Raw genomic sequence first — 17,112 nt, 5'->3', positions numbered from 1 at the left:
AAGGCACAGCCCCACCACACCTGCGGCAAGCCCGATGTAGCCCGACCTCATACCCTCACCCCCCTGCCAGAACCGCAGACCGACCGTTGCCGCACGCCCACGGCCACACCGGAATCACCGCGACCGACCGCCGTACCCGCCGTCTCGGACAGCCCGGCGGCACCCACTCCGAGGAGCCTTCGGCCGACGGTGCGGCCCTCGGAGCGGACGGCTACGCCGACCAGGCCCAGCACCATGCCCCCCAGCGCGATCCGACGGAGGCTCATCCCTTCACCGCCCCCGCGCTGAAGCCCGTGATCAGCCACTTCTGGATGAAGGCGAACACGATCACCACGGGGACGGCGGCGATGATGCCGCCGGCGGCCAGTGCACCCAGGTCGACGCTGTCCGCGCTCATCAGGGTGTTGAGGCCGACCGGGATCGTCTGCTTGTCCTGGTTGTTGAGGAACATCAGGGCGAACAGGAAGTGGTTCCAGGAGTGCACGAAGGCGAAGGAACCGACGGCGATCAGACCGGGTCGCAGGAGAGGGAGGACGACGATCCGGAACGCGGTGAACCGGTTACAGCCGTCCACCCAGGCCGCCTCCTCCAGGGAGTACGGCACGTTCTTGATGAAGTTGCTGATCAGGATCATCGACAGCGGCAGCTGGAAGACCGTCTCGGCGATGATGACACTGCTCAGCGAGTTGATCATCTTCAGCTCGGCGAAGATCTCGAACAGCGGCACCAGGAGCAGCGCACCCGGCACGAACTGCGAGCACAGCAGCGCCAGCATGAACGCGTTCTTGACCTTGAAGTCGAAGCGGGCGAGCGCGTAGCCGCCTGCCAGGGCCACCAGGGTCGTCATCACCAGCGTGGCGAGGCCGACGTACACGCTGTTCTCGAAGTACGTGCCGAACGCCCGCTCCGTCCACACCTTCTCGAAGTGGTCGAAGGTGATCGGCCAGGGCACGAGCGAGGTCGAGCCGGCCGGACGCAGCGCGAACAGCAGGATCCAGTAGAAGGGGATGATCGTGAAGACGAGGTAGATCGACAGCGGCAGGTAGACGTGCCAGCGCGGGACCTCGTCCCAGGTGCGGCGGTGCTTCACCGAGCGGGGCGGCTCGGGTGCCTCGCGCACGGGAGCGGGTGCGACCTCCGTGGCCTCCTTGGTGATCACTTGGAACCGCCTCCGAACTTGCTCAGCCGCAGGTACACCATCGAGCAGAAGAGCAGGATCACGAACGCGACCGTGGTCAGGGCGGACGCGTAGCCGAAGTTGTGGGCGTCGACGGAGGTGTTGGCGATGTACAGCGGGAGGGTGGTGGTCTCGCCCGCCGGGCCGCCGCCGGTCAACGTGTAGAGCAGGTCGACGTTGTTGAACTCCCACACCGCGCGCAGCAGCGTGGACAGGATGATCGCGTCCTTCAGGTGCGGCAGCGTGATGTGCCAGAACTGCTTGAAGCGGCTGGCCCCGTCGACCTCGGCGGCCTCGTACAGGTCCTTCGAGACGGACTGGAGGTCGGCGAGGATGAGGATCGCGAAGAAGGGGACACCGCGCCACAGGTCGGCGACGACCGCCGCCGAGAAGACGGTGGAGGTGTCCGACAACCAGCTGGTGCCGTAGGAGCCGATGCCCATGTCGGCGAGGTAACGGGTGATGCCCGTCTGGGAGTTGTAGAGCAGCACCCAGATCGCGGAGGTCAGCACACCGGAGACGGCCCACGGTGAGAAGACCATCGCGCGCCCCAGCCCCCGGCCCACGAAGCTCTGGTTGACGATCAGCGCGAGCGCCAGGCCGAACAGCAGCTGGAGTCCGACCTCGACGAAGACCCACTTGGCGCTGAACGTCAGCGTGTCCCAGAACTGCGGGTCCTTGGTGAAGATCTGGACGAAGTTGTCGAAGCCCGCGTAGCCGTTCCGCCACGGCTTGGTGGGGTTGTAGTTCTGCAGGCTGTAGTAGAAGACGCTGATGACCGGGTAGGCGATGAAGCCCAGCATCAGCAGGGCCGCGGGCGCGATCAGCAGGTAGGGCAGCTTGCGCGGTGTGGCGGAGCCACGGCGTCGCCGGGGTGGCGCGGGCGGTTTCGCCACGGCTGCGGCTTGGGCCATGACTGTTCTCCGTTCTCAGTACGTCGGACGTGCGACGTGCGTTCGTCGTGCGGGAAGCGCTTTCTCTCTGCACATGGATGTGCCAGGTCGTGCTGTGCGATGGTGCCGCCCGCCCCAGCGGGTCGTGGTTCAGCTCGCGTACGGGTCGGCGACCTTGCCCGGGCGGGCGAGGAACTCGAAGTCGCAGCCGGTGTCGGCCTGGGTGATCTGTTCGTTGTAGAGCGCGCCGTAGCCGCGCTCGTCACGCGCGGGCGGCGGCGTCCACTCCGCCCTCCTGCGCTCCAACTCCTCGTCGTCCACGTTGAGTTGCAGCAAGCGCGCCTCGACGTCGAGGGTGATGCTGTCCCCCGTGCGCACGAGGGCGAGCGGTCCGCCGACGTACGACTCGGGCGCCACGTGCAGCACGCAGGCGCCGTAACTCGTCCCGCTCATCCGGGCGTCGGAGATCCGGACCATGTCCCGCACGCCCTGCTTGAGCAGGTGGTCGGGGATGGGGAGCATGCCGTACTCGGGCATGCCCGGGCCGCCCTTGGGCCCGGCGTTGCGCAGCACCACCACGCTGTCGGCGGTGATGTTCAACGCCGGGTCGTTGATGGTGCGTTGCATGGACTTGTAGTCGTCGAAGACGACCGCGGGCCCGGTGTGCTTGAGCAGGTGCGGCTCGGCGGAGATGTGCTTGATGACGGCGCCGTCCGGGCAGAGGTTGCCGCGCAGGACGGCGACCCCACCCTCGCCCGCGACCGGGTTCTCGCGGGTGCGGATGACGTCGTCGTTGTGGACGACGGCCCCCGCGATCTGCTCGCCCAGGGTGCCGTTGACGGTCGGCCGGTCCAGGTGGAGCAGGTCGGTGATCCGGGAGAGGAAGGCGGGCAGACCGCCGGCGAAGTGGAAGTCCTCCATCAGGTACGTCTGTCCGCCGGGCCGGACGTTCGCCAGCACCGGAACGGTACGCGCGATGCGGTCGAAGTCGTCCAGGGTGAGCGTGACCTGGGAGCGGCCCGCCATCGCGATCAGGTGGATGACCGCGTTGGTGGAGCCGCCGAGTCCGAGCACCGTGGTGACGGCGTCCTCGAAGGCCTCGCGGGTGAGGATCTCGGACGGCCTCAGCCCGGTCCAGGCGAGCTCCACCGCGCGGCGCCCGGAGGCGGCGGCCATCCGCTCGTGCGCGGAGTCGACGGCCGGGATGGAGGAGGCACCCGGCAGGGTCATGCCGAGGGTCTCCGCCGCCGCGGTCATCGTGGACGCGGTCCCCATGGTCATGCAGTGGCCCGGGGAGCGGGCCAACCCGCCCTGCAGTTCCCGCAGTTCGCAGTCGGTCAGGTTGCCGGCGCGGTGCTCGTCCCAGTACTTCCACATGTCGGTGCCGGACCCGAGGGTCTCGCCCCGCCAGTGCCCCGGCAGCATCGGCCCGGCGGGCACGAAGAGGGAGGCGACATCGGCCGAGGCCGCGCCCATGAGCAGTGCGGGCGTCGACTTGTCGCAGCCGCCGAGCAGCACCGCCGCGTCGATCGGGTACGACCGCAGCAGTTCCTCGGTCTCCATCGCGAGCAGGTTGCGGTAGAGCATCGGGGTGGGCTTCTGGTAGGTCTCCGAGAGGGTGGCGACCGGGAATTCGAGCGGGAAGCCGCCGGCCTGCCACACCCCCCGCTTGACCGCCTCGGCGCGCTCGCGCAGGTGCACGTGGCAGGGGTTGATGTCGGACCAGGTGTTGAGGACGGCGATCACCGGGCGGCCCTGGTACTCCTCCGCCTCGTAACCGAGCTGGCGCATCCGGGCGTTGTGCGACCAGGTGCGCAACTGGCCCTCGGCGCCGTACCACTGGTGGCTGCGCAGTTCCTCCGGCCGCAGGCGCTCTCTGTCCGTCATATCGACCACCCGGCGGCTATCGCGGCGACCTCGGAGCGCTCGGCCTCGGGCAGCTCGCGGCTCGGCGGGCGCACGTCGCGGCGGCACAGGCCGAGGGAGGCGAGGGCCTCCTTGACGACGGTGACGTTGTTGGCGGAGCCGTTCGCCGCGCGGAGTTCCTCGAAGCGGCGGATCTGCTCCCAGATCTTCATGGCGGCCGGGAAGTCACCGGACCGCAGCGCTTCGATCATGTTCAGCGAGACGGCGGGGGCGACGTTCACGAGCCCGGAGGTGAAGCCGGTGGCGCCCGCCGAGAAGTAGGAGGGCGCGTAGGGCTCGGCGAGCCCGGCGATCCACACGTAGCGTTCGAGTCCCGCGTCCCGTGCGAAGGCGGCGAACCTGGCCGCGTCCGGGACGGCGTACTTCACGCCGATCACGTTCGGGCAGGCGTCGGCGAGTTCGGCGAGACGGTCGCCGCCGAGCTGGGCGTTGCGGATGTACGGGACGACCCCGAGTTCCGGGACGGCCGAGGCGATCGCGCGGTGGTAGTCGATCCAGCCGCCCTGCGAGACGTAGGGGTGTACGGGCTGGTGGACCATGATCATGCTCGCGCCGAGTTCGCGGGCGTGGCGTGCGGAGGCGACGGCGGTGGGGACGTCGTGTCCGACGCCGACGAGGATGTCGGCCCGGTCCCCGCCCTCGTCGAGGGTCCACTCGGTGACCAGGCGGCGCTCTTCGGGGCTGAGGGCGTAGAACTCGCCGGTGTTGCCGTTGGGGGTGAGGGTGGTGATCCCTCCGTCGAGCAGCCGACGCAGCAGGGCCCGGTGGGTGTCCTGGTCGACGGTGCCGTCCTCGGCGAACGGGGTCACCGGGATCGCCACCACGTCGGCCAGGGCCGCCCGCTGGGTCTCGAACGTCTCGCTGCTCATTCCTGACCTTCCTGGTCCAGCACTCCGGGGAACGCTCGTTCCACGAAGGACGCGATGTGGGCGTGCAGGGCGCGGGCCGCGCCGTCCGCGTCGCCGTCCAGGGCGAGCCGCAGGATCTCCCGGTGCTCGTCGGCCTCCCGGTCCCAGGACGGCGAGGCGGCCCAGGCGACGGCGGAGACCAGGGCGGCCTGGTCGCGGACCTCGTCGAGCATCCGGCCGAGCAGCGGGTTGCCGCAGGGCAGGTAGAGGGCGCGGTGGAACTCCCGGTTGGCGAGGGAGCGTTCGGCGGTGTCGGTGGCGTCGTCGGCCCGGGTCAGCGCGTCTCGTGCGGCGTCGAGGGAGGCCCCGCGCCGTACGGCCCGCTTGAGTGCCTCGGGTTCGAGGAGCAGCCGGACGTCGTAGACCTCGCGCGCCATGTCCGCGTCCACCATGCGCACCGTGACGCCTTTGTACTGGCTCATCACGACGAGCCCGGTCCCGGCCAGGGTCTTGAGCGCCTCGCGCACCGGGGTCTTGGACACCCCGAACTGTGCGGCGAGTTCGGTCTCGACCAGGGCCTGACCAGGCGTCAGGCGCCCGGTGAGGATGCGGCGTTTGATCTCCTCCAGCACGTACTGCGTGCGGGAGGGGATCGGCGTGGGCACAGAGGTCATGCGCGCCTCTCGGATCTCGCGTATCGGATCTTGCGTATCTGATCTCGCATATCGCGTCTCATATATGACGTACGAAGTACGACGCGTTGAAGGTAGGGAGGACCGCGATGTTTCGTCAATGCTTCTGGCAAAAGAAGCTGAAGTTGCGGTGCGGACGCGGGTCAGACGAGCCGGGTGGCGCCCTCGAAGGCCGTGCTGGTGCGCCCCGCGAAGGCGACGGCGGCGCGCGTGGTCGCCTCTTCCCTGGTGAGCGTGGGTCCGACGTGGGTGACGATCAGCTCGCGCGCCCCGGCCTTGCGGGCGATGTCACCGGCGTCCTCGGGGGTGAGATGGACCTGTTCGCCTTCGCGATGACGGTCGATGTCCGCCTCGCACAGGAACAGGTCCGATTCCGCGGCGAGCTCGACGAGGGCGGCGCAGGGCCCGCTGTCCCCCGAGTACGCGAGGACCCGTCCCGCGCACTCGGCGCGCAGACCGTACGCCTCGGTGTCGTGGACGACGGCCCGGGAGGCGAGCCGGAGGTTCCAGTGCCGGACCTCGCGGCCGTCGTACAGGGGGTGGAAGGTGAGAATGCCGTCGAGGAAGCGCACGTCGGACCGTCCGAAGAACCCGGCGAGGCGGTGGGCGCAGCCGGGTGGCGCGTACACCGGGATCGGGGCGGGCGGAGTGAGTCCGCCGTACGCGAAGGCGTAGACGGCGGCGAGCAGATCGGCGCTGTGGTCGGCGTGGAGGTGGGAGATCCAGATCGCCGTCAGCCGGGAGGGGTCCGTGTGCCGCTGCAACTCCGCGAAGGTGCCGGGCCCGGCGTCCACCCACACCTCGGTGCCCCCGCCGCGCAGCAGATAGCCGGAGCAGGGGCGGCCCGGCCCCGGGTGCGGGGAGGCGGTACCGAGGACGGTGAGGCTCAGCGGCGGCATGGTGGGGAGCGTACGGTCCGGGCCTGCCGCCCGCCGCCCGTTTCCGTACCTCTACGGCAGGGTCGTACCGGTGTCTACGGCAGCCGGGCGCGGCGCGTCGGAGAAGGCCCGTGTCGAAGGCAGCGAGAAGGGGACGCCGACCGGGGCCCCCGCGACGGCGTCCACGAGACCCGGTTCCCGTTACGGCGTCCAGCCCGGGTTCCGCCCACTGAGCCCGATCGCCCGGTCCAGCAGCGGCGCGTCCTGTGCCACAGGGACGATCGGGCCGAAGATGGCGTCCCGGCTCGGATCCTCCGCAGAGGCGAGGAGGAAGTCGTAGCAGGCCCGGAGCGCGGCGGGGTCCGGTTCGTAGGCCTGGCCGGTGGCGCGGGCCAGGTCCCAGCCGTGGACGACCAGCTCGTCGATCGCGACGGCGGCGGCGACCTCGGCGGGCAGGTCCACGCCGCCTGCTCGGGTCATGCCGGTCCAGGCGGCCGGGTCGCGCCAGGCCTCGGCGAGTTCGTCGAGGACCTTGGGGAGCTCCTGGCGCCAGCCGGGGCCGATGTCCGGGACGGAGTCGGTCGGCGGGGTGTCGGTCGTGACGCCGAGGTCCTTGCGGGCGGCGTCACGGAAGGCCGCGGCGAGGCCGAGCAGGTGGCCCAGCAGATTGCGCACCGCGAAGTCGGGACACGGGGTCGGGTCCGCGAGCCGCTCGTCGGTCACGGCGTCCGCCAGCCGGGCGATGATCCCGCTCTGGGGCTCGAAGTCGATGGTCGTGCCGGTCATGCGTCACTCCTCACGGTGCCCGGGGCGCTGTTCCCGGGCACGACTCCCGGGCGCGGTACCCGGGGCCGTGCAGGGTGGACCGCCCGCGTCCCGAAAACTCATCGGTGCCGCCGGGACAAGTGTGTCCGCGCAGGTCAGGGAGTTGTTTCCGGCCCGGCGAGGGGCTTGGGCAACAACCTCGGCGACGTGAGGATCGAGTTGTTCCGGGCCCCTGCCGGGGTCCAGGCGTGCCGGCGACACCCGCACCGCCGCGGCCGTTGATCCGACTCATCCCGACCAAGGAGCTCATCAGTGCTGACCTGGTTCAGTGGGCGCCCATTCACACGGGTGCCGATACGGACACTGCTCATCGCCGTACTGGTCGCCGCCGTGGCCGCCACGGTCCTCGACGCGCGGGCACCGGCCCTCAGGGCCGCGGCCCCCAAGATCTCGGTCTCGCGGATCTGTGACGACTCGGTCAACGCCATCGAGGCGGCGTACGGAAGACCGGACCGTTCGGTGACTACCGGTCCGGTCCTCGCGCGGGCCGCCTCCTACCCGCTGACCGCCCCACCGGCGAAACCGCTCGGGGCACCGCAGGCGAAGATCGTCGCCACCAAGGAGAAGCAGGCCACCGCCGACTGCGCGAGCAAGCTGCACAAGGCGACGACGGCCGGCTGGTCCTATCTGACCGCACGGGCGGTCGAGATCGCCGTGGACGCGGTGGTCACGATCCTCGCCTCCACGTTGATCTGCTCGCTCACCGGTCCGGCCGGCTGCAAGTGGGGCGTGCGGATCGCCTCGTTCACCGGCGGCTTCGTGGGCGCTCTGGCCTTCCAGTACCTGACCGACGGCTACCTCAACTGGAAGAGCGTCGGCGGCGCCTTCTTCGACGCCACGGTCTCCATGCTGGCCTTCTCCGGCCTCGACAAGCTGGACGAGAAGTACGTCGGCCAGGGCGTCAGGGCCACGTTCAAGGAGCTCGGCAACCTCCTCAAGACGGTGGGCAACCGCATCGGCAGCGCCGGACCCGCCATGGTCGGCAGCATCCAGAACGCCGCGGACTACATCCTGACCCACGCCACCACCTGGGCCTTCCCCGCCGCGTACACCGGCGGCGGGTCCGTCGAGCCGGTCATCGCCGAGAAGCGCGGCGACCCGATCGCCGACGGCCTGCAGTTCCGCATCCCCCACAACGCCTCCGGCGCCGACGTGCACGACGACCTGTTCTCGGGCAACTGGAACCACCCGTACTACAACTGGGACGTCGCCGAGACGCCGCACACCAACAAGGACGGCGCGGTGGGCTACCTGATCGGCCAGGGCAACCAGTGCCTCGGCTACACCGGCGGCTACGCGGTCCTCAAGACCTGCAACTACAACGACCACACCCAGTGGTGGTTCGTCGACGGCGACGAACTGATGGCGGACACCGGCCAGTGCATGGGCGAGGTGGAGAACGCCCAGTCGCGCATGATGGGCAGTTGTGACGGACTGAACGTCCGGGCGAACCCCGAGAACTTCGACGACCAGTTCATCGTGACCCCGCCCGGCGGCACCTACATCCCGGACACCGTCAGCAACTGGAAGAGCCACCTGTCCTACTACGAGCACGCGTGACCGGATCCCGGCGCCGAGCGCGCTGAGAGACGGGGCCCGGGCCGGTGACCGACGTCACCGGCCCGGGCATTGTTCGGGTACCGGTCACTCCGCCATAGTTCGGGGCAACACAGGTTTTGTTGCTTTCTGGGGAGTTTCGATTGGGCCGTCCCGAGCGCCCGGTGGATCCTGACGCCGGTCCGGTCCAGCGGCTCGCGCATGACCTGCGTCAGCTGCGCCAGGAGGCCGGCAACCCCGCGTACCGGGAGATGTCCCGGCGCACCGGCGTCTCGGTGACCACGCTGTCGAGGGCCGCGGCCGGCGAGCGGCTCCCCTCGACGGCGGTCGTACGGGCCTACGCGCAGGCCTGCGACGCCGATCCGGACGTGTGGGAACTGCGCTGGAAGACCGCCGCCGAGGAGGCCGCCGAGGACACGGCGGCCCGTTCCCGCGAGGACGACACGACGTCGCCGTACCGGGGGCTGGCGCGTTTCGAGCCCGGCGACCGTGAGCTGTTCTTCGGCCGCGACCGCCCGGTGGCCGACTTGCTGGGCCTGGTGCGGGAGCATCGTTTCGCCGCGATGTTGGGGGCCTCCGGCAGCGGTAAGTCCTCGCTGCTGCGCGCCGGGCTGATCCCGGCCGCCCAGGAGGCCGCGCAGGGCCTGGGGCGCCCGGCGGCCCTGCGGATCGTCACTCCTGGCGAGCGGCCGGCGGCCACGTACGGCCGGCTGCTGGCGCCCGGGGACGGCGAGCCGGACAGCTGGCTGATCGTCGACCAGTTCGAGGAGGTCTTCACCCTCTGCCGGGACCGGGCCGAGCGCACCCGCTTCATCGACCTGCTGCTCACGGCCAGGGACCCGGACTCCCGGCTGCGCACGATGATCGCGATGCGCGCCGACTTCTACGGGCAGTGCGCCGAGCACCCGGGCCTCGCCGACGCGCTGCGCCACTGCGGCCTGCTGCTGGGGCCGATGAGCCCGGCGGAGCTGCGTGCGGCCGTCACCGGTCCGGCCGGCGCGGCCGGCCTCGTGGTCGAACGCGAGCTGACCTCGCGTCTCGTCGAGGAGGTCGTCGACCAGCCCGGCGCGCTGCCCATGCTCTCGCACGCCCTGCTGGAGACCTGGCGCCGGCGGCGGGGGCGCATCCTCACCCTCGCCGCGTACGAGGCGGCGGGCGGTGTCCACGGCGCGATCGCGGCCACCGCGGAAGAGGCGTACGGCACGCTGACGCCCGCCCAGGAGGTCACCGCGCGCCGGCTGCTGCTGCGGCTGATCGCCCCGGGCGAGGGCACGGCGGACACCCGCCGTTCAGCCGGCCGCGCGGAACTGGACGAGTGGTCCGACCCCGAACTCCCGCCGGTCGTGGAGCGGCTGGCCGCCGCCCGGCTGCTGACCCTCGACGGCGACACCGTGGAACTGGCCCACGAGGCGCTCATCAGCTGCTGGCCGCGGCTGAGCGGCTGGATCAACGAGGACCGCGCCCGGCTGTCGGAGCACCGCAGGCTGAGGGAGGCCGCGCTCGCCTGGACGGAGCTGGGCCACGACCAGGGAGCCCTGTACCGGGGCGTGCGACTGGAGCGGGCCGCCGAGCTGTTCGTCACGCCGGACGAGCGGGAACTGACCGCGACCGAGCGGGCCTTCCTCACCGCCGCCCTCGACACCCGCGAGGCCGAGCGGCACGCCGCCGCGCAGGCCCGCCGCCGGACCCGGCGCCTGATCGGCACGCTCTCCGCGCTGCTCGCCGTCGCGCTGGTCATCGGCCTGGTCGCCTGGCAGCAGCACCGCACCGAGGTGCGCGACAGCCAGGTCGCGGCGGCCCGCCGGGTCGCCGAGGTGGCCGCCACCATGGCGACCACTGATCCGCGGACCGCCAAGCTGCTGAGTCTGGCCGCCTGGCGGATCGCGGCCCTGCCGGAGACCCGCGCGGCGCTGCTGGGCTCCCTGGCCCAGTCCGAGCAGGACGCCTTCACCGATCCCGGGGAGGGCGGCACGGCCGTGCGCTTCCTCGTCGGCTCCGGCCGGGTCCTGCTGAGCGTCCGTGGCCGTACCTGGCGCACTTGGAGCACTGTCACCCACCGTGCGATCGCGTCCGGGCGGCTCCCGGCGGGCACCACGTGGGCCGAGGCGGCCGGCCGGGACGGCACGCTCCTCGCGCTGGACGGTGACTGGGGCGTGCGGCTGTGGGATCTGTCCTCGGGGCGCTGGGCCACGGCCGCCGGAGCCGTGCCGGACGCGGACATCGTCACCTTCGAGGCCGACCCGCGAAGCTACCTGGTGAGCGACCCCGATCGACCGCGGTCCGAGCTGCGCGCCGTCCCGGACGGCCGGCTGCTGGTCCAGGCGCCGGTGGCCTCCGAGACCAGCGTGGCCACCACCGAGGACGGCCGTCTGGTCGCGGTGTGCCCCGTCGGCGGGACGGTCCGGGTCCGGGACACGGTCGGACGCCGTGACCTCGCGGGCGGCTGGACGAGCAGCGGCGGCTGCGCCGACGACAACTCACGGCTGGAGTTCGACCGCGGCGGCCACCGGCTCGCGGAGGTCCTCCGCACCGGCGTGCGGGTGTGGGACATCGCCTCGGGGCGGCGGATCGCCGACATCGCCTTCCCGGGCGCCGAATCCACCGTCTTCAGCGAGGACGGAGGCTTCCTGGCCACCGTCGGTCCCGCCGAGCTCACGGTCTGGCGGCTGTCCGCGCCCGGTTCGCCCGTCTTCCGCCATGCGCTCAGCGGGCAGCGGCCGACCGACCGGATCGCCTGGGACCGCGAGGAGCCCGTGCTGCGGTACCTCGAAGGGGGCACGGTGCACTCCCTCGACCTGGGCGCGGCCGTCACCTCCCGGTGGCGGCCCGGCCCGCTCTACGACGCGGTGCTGAGCCCGGACGGCCGTACCCTCGCCACCGCCGAAGTGTCCGGCGCGGGCTATGAGTTCCGGCTGCTGGACCTGGGCAACGGCCGCCTGCTGCGGACACTGCCCACCGCGCACCTTCCCCTGGCCGCCGACGGCGGCGGTCCGGTGGCGGCGGCGGACACCGTGCCGGTCATGGCCTTCGGCCCGGAGGGCACGTCCTTCGCGTACGGCGTCTCGGCTCCGGGCCGGGCCGCCTCGGCGCAGTCCCTGACCCTCTGGGACACCGCCTCCGGCCGTGTGCGGTCCACGCTGGACCTGGCGCCCTCGGGACCCGAGGCGGCGGTGGAGAGCCTCGCCCTCGGCCCCGGCGGGCGGACGCTGGTGGCCGTCCGTGACACCGCCGAGGGGCAGATCGGCGAGGTGTGGGACACCGCGACCCGACGCCGGACCGCGGTACTGGGTGAGGTGAACCCCACCGCGCTGGGCCTGCGCCCGGACGGCCACCTCCTGGTCGGCGGGGACCGGTTCGCCCGGCTGCCCTCCGGTCCGGCCGGGGCAAGGACGCTGGGTCTGGGGCAGGAGATCGAGGCGGTCGCCTTCAGCGCGGACGGCTCGCGCGTGGCCGTAGGCGATGCGTCGGGGCGGGTCGCCCTGTGGGACGGCGGCCTCGGCCACCGGCTCGGCGTCCTGCCCAGCACCTTCCCGGCGCCCCTCCCGGACGGCGCCCCGGAAGCCGTCAGCGCCCTGGCCTTCAGCCCCGACGGCGGCACCCTCGCCGTCGCCGGTGACTCCGGCACCCTCCAACTCTGGGACACCGCCGGCCAGGAGCCCCTCGGCGACGGCCTGACCACCCCCGGCGAGGGCATCGTCTCCCTCGCCTTCGCCCCCCGAGGCGGCACGCTCTACGCCACCAGCCCGCACGCCCCCCTCCAGCGCTACTCCGTCACCTCCTCCCACGCGGCCGCCGCGATCTGCGCGGGCACGGCCACGACGCTGTCCCCGGCCCAGTGGCACACCTACATCCAGGACGCCCCTTACCGGGACGTGTGCCCGGGAGGCTGATCCGCGAGGACATCCGGGGCATCTGCCCGATGCCCGCACCGGGGCCTCAGATCCACGATGTCCAGGCATGACGAGAACACGCAGGACACCCAGAACACCCAAGACGCCCAAGACATGGCCCGTGCTGCGCGTCGTGCGCGACCGCGACGCGGGGTTCTTCCTCGCCGCGGTCGTGGTCTCCGGCTTCGGCACCTCGGCGCTGTGGCTGGTGTCAGGCGTCTGGGTCAAGGACCTCACCGGCTCGGACGGACTGGCCGCGCTGTGCATGCTCGCGATGTGGGCGCCGACCGTGGCGGGCCCGCTGCTGGGCGCGCTCGCCGACCGTGTCCCCCGCAAGCCCCTGCTGATCGGCGCGAACCTGCTCCCGGCGACCCTCCTGCCGCTGCTGTTCACCGTCGACTCCCAGGACCGCGTCCCGCTCCTCCTCGCGGTCCTCTTCCTGTACGGCGCGGCAGGCGTCGTCCATGACGCGGCGGAGTCGGCCCTGGTCGCGGGCGCCGTCGCCCCGTCGCTGCTCGGCGACTTCAACGGTCTGCGCACGGCGGTCACGGAGGGCATGAAGCTGGTGGCACCCCTCGCGGGCGCGGGCCTCTACGCGCTCCACGGCGGCCCGGGCGTGGCCCTTCTCGACGCGATCACCTTCGTGCTCGCCGCGGTGCTGTACGCCCGGCTGCGCGTCCGCGAGAGCGAGCCGCGGTCGGCCGTCGACGGCCGACGGAGGTCACCCCGACTCACCCCCGCCTCCGAGGGCGTCCGCCACATATGGGCCCACCCCACACTGCGCCCCCTGATCCTGGCCGGCGGCACCACCATGCTCTTCGCCGGGCTCAACGGGGCGCTGATGTATGCCGTGACCGACGGCCTCGGCCACTCCCCCGCCTACGCCGGTGCGCTGTACGCCGTCCAGGGCGCCGGTTCCGTGGCGGTGGGGCTGCTGTCCGGGCCCGCCCTGCGCCGCCTGGGCGAGCGCCGGTTCGCCGCCTACGGCATCGCGTTGACGGCCGTCGCCGCCGGGTTGCGGGCGGTCCCCTGCGACCCGCTCGCCCTCGCGTGCAGCGCGGCGAGCGGGATGGGCCTCCCCTGCGTGCTGATCACCGCGCTCACCGCCGTGCAGCGACAGACGCCGGACGAACTGCTGGGCCGGGCGGTCGCGACGGCCAACACCGTGGTGTTCACGCCGAACGTGCTCGGCCTCGCCGCGGGCGCCGCGCTGGTCGAACTGGTCGACCAGCGGCCCCTGTCGGCCGTTCTGGGCGTCGTGTGGCTCGCCACGGCCGTACCGCTTTTTCAGAGGCCGGCCAGCGCCCCACGGATCGCGTCCAGGTCGCCGTCCGACGCCAACCCGGCGTGATAGAGCCGGATTTCGGTGGCCCCGAGTTCCCGCGCCCGGATGGCGTCCGCGGCGAGCGTGCCCGGGCTGCCGCCCATCTGGGAGACGACGGTGAAGTTGGCGGCGATCACCGCGTCCTCGCGGGCCCGCGCGAAAGGCGTGAGCAGGTCCGGTCCGCCCGCGCAGGGCACGACGACGCCGTCCGCGACGGACAGGATGTGCCCGGGGTCGACGCCCGGGTTGGCGCCGACGTGGTACGTCACGGGGTCGGCGTGCAGCAGGATCTGGAAGCCCTCGGGTGCGGCCGCGCGGACCGCCCGGACCGCCGACTCCTGAAGGGTGCGGGCGGTTTCGTCGCGCCACGCGCGGGTGGCCGCCGCCGTCCCGGACCCGAGCAGCTTCTCGACGCCGGCCCAGCCCTCGTCGTCCGGCGCGCCCCGCCACAGCGGCTCCAGGGCGGTGCGTACGGCGGCCGCCAACTCGTCGGCGTCGACGCCTTGTTCGCCGTACCCCTCGCGGCAGGTGCCGCAGAAGCAGAGCGCCATGAGGTACATGCCGGCGTCGCCGAGGGGCACCCCGCCGGTCTTGTCGTGGGCGTGCAGGTGCTGGAGTCCGTACCAGCCGAGGGACTCCAGTTCGGTGCCGGCCGCGCCCGGGCGCAGTGCCGCCTCGACGGCGAGGTCGACGAGGTACGCGCGCGTGGCGGGCTGCGCGATGCACGGGGCCCAGGGGTAGCGGTCGCCGTAGGCGTTGACGACGGAGGTGTCCGGGTGTTCCGCGCCCAGGCGGGAGTTGTGCGCGAGGACGACCCAGGTGTGCACCTCGAGCCCCGCGTCCGTCAGGGCCCGCGCCGCCTCGCCGAAGGCGTCACCGGGGGCCCAGTCGCCGGCCGCGTAGGGGCGCAGTTCGCGGCCCGTCCAGCGGTCGTCCACGGGGTAGAGCACGGCCGCGTGCTCGGCGGTGACGATGCGGTGGCGGGGGTGGCGGGGGGTCAACGCGCGCGTGGAGTGGTAGGCGGAGGCGAGGGTCGCCTGCCGTACACCGAGCGCGGCGATGCGGTCCGCGGCCTGCGGATCCCCGTTGACGTCCCAGGGGTAGACGAACGTAGCGGCCTTCACTTCTCCTTCTCCTCCTCCAGCAGCGCGTACCCGCGTTCGGTGATCTGCGCGAGCTGCTTCACATGGTCCTCGCCCGGCTCGTGCAGCGGCGGGCGGACCTCCCCCACGTCGAGCCCGCGCATCCGGACCCCGGCTTTCACCAGGGAGACCGCGTACCCGCGGCCCCGCGCGCGCAGTTCGACGAAGGGACGGTAGAAGCCGTCGAGCAGACGGTCGGCGGTGGCCCGGTCGCCGTCGATGAGCGCGCGGTGGAAGGCGAGGGCGATCTCGGGGGCGAAGCAGAACACGGCGGACGAGTACAGGGGGACGCCGATGGCCTGGTAGGCGAGCTGGGTCTGCTCGGCGGTCGGCAGTCCGTTGAAGTAGAGGAAGTCGCCGGGGACCTCGGTGCGTACGGCGCTGACGATCCGCTGCATGAGGTCCAGGTCGCCGAGGCCGTCCTTGAGGCCGATGATCCCCTCGCTGCGTGCCAGTTCGACCACGGTCTCCGGGGTGAAGACGGCGTTGTCGCGCTGGTAGACGATCACCGGGAGCGCGGTCGCGGCGGCCACCTCGCGGTAGTGCCGCAGCAGCCCCTCCTGCCCGGCCACGACGAGGTAGGGCGGCAGGGCGAGCAGTCCGTCGGCGCCGGCCGCCTCGGCGAGCCGTGCGTACCGTACGGCGAGCGCGGTGCCGTATCCGGCGCCCGCGATCACCGGCACCCGGCCCGCCGTCTCCTCGACGGCCGCCCGGACGCACGCCTCGAACTCCTCGGGCGTGAGCGCGTGGAACTCCCCGGTGCCGCAACAGGCGAACACGGCCGCGGCCCCCGCCGTCACGCCCTCGCGCACATGCGCGCGGTAGATGTCGAGGTCGACCGAGCCGTCGGCGCCGTACGCCGTGACCGGGAAGAACAGCGGCCCGCTGGGGATGCCGAGTCGATGGACGAGGTCGGCAGACGTCACAGGCTCTCCCTAGAACAAGTGGAACGGGCGGACAGAACGGAAGGGGCGTGCGGGATTCTGATCGGAGTTTATATTTATGAACATGGGTAGCGCCACCCTTGACGAGGCAGGGCAATGATCCTTAGCTTGTCCACGAATGTGAATACCGTGCACTCATACGGCCGTCGCCCCAAGGAGACCCGAGGATGCCCGCTCCCCGTACCGTTCTGCTCACCGGTGCCGCCGGCGGGCTCGGCACCCTGATGCGGGATCTGCTCCCGGCCTACGGCTACGACCTGCGCCTGCTCGATCTGCGACCCGTCGAGGGCGAGCCGGACGCGATCGTCGCCGACCTCGCCGACAAGGAGGCCGTCCGCGAGGCCGTACGCGGTGTCGACGCGATCATCCACCTCGCGGGCATCTCCCTGGAAGCCCCCTTCGAGAAGATCCTCAAGGCGAACATCGAGGGCACCTACAACCTGTACGAGGCCGCGCACGCGGAAGGCGTCGGACGGATCGTCTTCGCCTCCTCCAACCACGCCGTCGGCTACACCCCGCGCCCGCGGGGCGACGACCCGCTGATCCCGATCGACACCCCGCGCCGCCCCGACACCTTCTACGGCCTGTCCAAGTCCTTCGGCGAGGACCTCGCGCAGTTCTACTGGGACAAGCACGGCCTGGAGACCGTCTCCGTGCGCATCGGCTCCTGCTTCGCCGAGCCCACCAGCGTGCGCATGCTCTCGGTGTGGATGAGCCCGGCCGACGGCGCCCGTCTCCTCCACGCGGCCCTGACCGCCGAGGACGTCGGCCACACCGTGGTCTACGGCTCCTCCGCCAACACCCGCCTGTGGTGGGACCTGACCACCGCGCGGTCCCTCGGCTACGACCCGCAGGACGACTCCGAGCCCTACGCCGAGAAGCTCATCGCCGAACAGGGCGAACTCCAGGACGGCAACGAGGGCCACGCCTACCTGGGCGGCCAGTTCGTGACGGACCCGCCGATCTGGCCGTACTGACACCCACGAGACGGACGGGCGGGCACCGAACGGGCCCGC

The 17,112-nt window shown here is 72.0% G+C and carries 13 protein-coding genes; 4 read left to right on the top strand and 9 right to left on the bottom strand.

The features are described from left to right. Nucleotides 1–262: 262 nt before the first annotated feature. The 7 genes from ACIRP7_RS14470 to ACIRP7_RS14440 form a co-directional block, all read right to left on the bottom strand. Nucleotides 263–1,159, bottom strand: a complete 897-nt coding sequence (locus tag ACIRP7_RS14470; RefSeq protein WP_403658074.1) for a carbohydrate ABC transporter permease — start codon at nucleotides 1,157–1,159, stop codon at nucleotides 263–265. Next, on the bottom strand, nucleotides 1,156–2,091 hold the full coding sequence (locus ACIRP7_RS14465) for a sugar ABC transporter permease (protein WP_352390506.1): 936 nt from the start codon (nucleotides 2,089–2,091) through the stop codon (nucleotides 1,156–1,158). The genes ACIRP7_RS14470 and ACIRP7_RS14465 overlap by 4 nt, the downstream gene beginning before the upstream one ends. 129 nt (nucleotides 2,092–2,220) lie before the next feature. Further along, nucleotides 2,221–3,957 carry an L-arabinonate dehydratase gene (araD, locus tag ACIRP7_RS14460; protein ID WP_403658070.1) on the bottom strand — a complete coding sequence of 579 codons (1,737 nt, stop codon included), beginning with the start codon at nucleotides 3,955–3,957 and terminating at the stop codon, nucleotides 2,221–2,223. Continuing rightward, on the bottom strand, nucleotides 3,954–4,865 hold the full coding sequence (locus tag ACIRP7_RS14455; protein ID WP_403658067.1) for a dihydrodipicolinate synthase family protein: 912 nt from the start codon (nucleotides 4,863–4,865) through the stop codon (nucleotides 3,954–3,956). Before ACIRP7_RS14455 ends, araD begins: the two co-directional genes overlap by 4 nt. Next, nucleotides 4,862–5,518: a GntR family transcriptional regulator gene (locus ACIRP7_RS14450; RefSeq protein WP_403658064.1), complete on the bottom strand. Its 657-nt coding sequence runs from the start codon at nucleotides 5,516–5,518 to the stop codon at nucleotides 4,862–4,864. Before ACIRP7_RS14450 ends, ACIRP7_RS14455 begins: the two co-directional genes overlap by 4 nt. Nucleotides 5,519–5,679: 161 nt before the next feature. Next, entirely contained in the window at nucleotides 5,680–6,435 is a 756-nt protein-coding gene (locus tag ACIRP7_RS14445; protein WP_403658061.1) for an MBL fold metallo-hydrolase, read from the bottom strand. A gap of 180 nt (nucleotides 6,436–6,615) precedes the next feature. Continuing rightward, nucleotides 6,616–7,200, bottom strand: coding sequence for a TIGR03086 family metal-binding protein (locus ACIRP7_RS14440; RefSeq protein WP_403658058.1), 585 nt, complete (start codon nucleotides 7,198–7,200; stop codon nucleotides 6,616–6,618). Between the two features lie 327 nt (nucleotides 7,201–7,527). Between ACIRP7_RS14440 and ACIRP7_RS14435 the strand changes: the two genes are divergently transcribed. From ACIRP7_RS14435 to ACIRP7_RS14425, 3 genes are all read left to right on the top strand, one after another. Further along, nucleotides 7,528–8,799, top strand: coding sequence for a hypothetical protein (locus ACIRP7_RS14435; protein WP_403658055.1), 1,272 nt, complete (start codon nucleotides 7,528–7,530; stop codon nucleotides 8,797–8,799). A gap of 161 nt (nucleotides 8,800–8,960) precedes the next feature. Then, nucleotides 8,961–12,686: a helix-turn-helix domain-containing protein gene (locus ACIRP7_RS14430; RefSeq protein WP_403658052.1), complete on the top strand. Its 3,726-nt coding sequence runs from the start codon at nucleotides 8,961–8,963 to the stop codon at nucleotides 12,684–12,686. Nucleotides 12,687–12,753: 67 nt separating this feature from the next. Further along, nucleotides 12,754–14,037: an MFS transporter gene (locus tag ACIRP7_RS14425; RefSeq protein ID WP_403658050.1), complete on the top strand. Its 1,284-nt coding sequence runs from the start codon at nucleotides 12,754–12,756 to the stop codon at nucleotides 14,035–14,037. On the opposite strand, the gene ACIRP7_RS14420 is transcribed toward ACIRP7_RS14425, so the two are convergent. After that, nucleotides 13,974–15,134, bottom strand: a complete 1,161-nt coding sequence (locus ACIRP7_RS14420) for a hypothetical protein (protein ID WP_403658048.1) — start codon at nucleotides 15,132–15,134, stop codon at nucleotides 13,974–13,976. The genes ACIRP7_RS14425 and ACIRP7_RS14420 overlap by 64 nt on opposite strands. Next, complete coding sequence (locus ACIRP7_RS14415; RefSeq protein ID WP_403658046.1) at nucleotides 15,131–16,078, bottom strand: 5-dehydro-4-deoxyglucarate dehydratase; 948 nt, start codon at nucleotides 16,076–16,078, stop codon at nucleotides 15,131–15,133. The genes ACIRP7_RS14420 and ACIRP7_RS14415 overlap by 4 nt, the downstream gene beginning before the upstream one ends. 185 nt (nucleotides 16,079–16,263) lie before the next feature. On the opposite strand from ACIRP7_RS14415, the gene ACIRP7_RS14410 reads away from it, so the two are divergent. Next, nucleotides 16,264–17,073: an NAD-dependent epimerase/dehydratase family protein gene (locus tag ACIRP7_RS14410; protein ID WP_403658044.1), complete on the top strand. Its 810-nt coding sequence runs from the start codon at nucleotides 16,264–16,266 to the stop codon at nucleotides 17,071–17,073. Nucleotides 17,074–17,112 lie beyond the last annotated feature (39 nt).

This window comes from Streptomyces sp. NPDC102270, assembly GCF_044766405.1.
Taxonomy (GTDB): Bacteria; Actinomycetota; Actinomycetes; order Streptomycetales; family Streptomycetaceae; genus Streptomyces.
The sequence above is the reverse complement of the archived record's forward strand: the minus strand, read 5'-3'. Positions and strand labels throughout refer to the sequence as shown.

What these genes read in the sequence shown, in the direction of transcription:
- ACIRP7_RS14455 (WP_403658067.1), bottom strand. Translation starts at nt 4,865, where the DNA reads ATGAGCAGCGAGACGTTCGAGACCCAGCGGGCGGCCCTGGCCGACGTG.
- ACIRP7_RS14440 (WP_403658058.1), bottom strand. Translation starts at nt 7,200, where the DNA reads ATGACCGGCACGACCATCGACTTCGAGCCCCAGAGCGGGATCATCGCC.
- ACIRP7_RS14410 (WP_403658044.1), top strand. Translation starts at nt 16,264, where the DNA reads ATGCCCGCTCCCCGTACCGTTCTGCTCACCGGTGCCGCCGGCGGGCTC.
- araD (WP_403658070.1), bottom strand. Translation starts at nt 3,957, where the DNA reads ATGACGGACAGAGAGCGCCTGCGGCCGGAGGAACTGCGCAGCCACCAG.
- ACIRP7_RS14425 (WP_403658050.1), top strand. Translation starts at nt 12,754, where the DNA reads ATGACGAGAACACGCAGGACACCCAGAACACCCAAGACGCCCAAGACA.
- ACIRP7_RS14450 (WP_403658064.1), bottom strand. Translation starts at nt 5,518, where the DNA reads ATGACCTCTGTGCCCACGCCGATCCCCTCCCGCACGCAGTACGTGCTG.
- ACIRP7_RS14465 (WP_352390506.1), bottom strand. Translation starts at nt 2,091, where the DNA reads ATGGCCCAAGCCGCAGCCGTGGCGAAACCGCCCGCGCCACCCCGGCGA.
- ACIRP7_RS14445 (WP_403658061.1), bottom strand. Translation starts at nt 6,435, where the DNA reads ATGCCGCCGCTGAGCCTCACCGTCCTCGGTACCGCCTCCCCGCACCCG.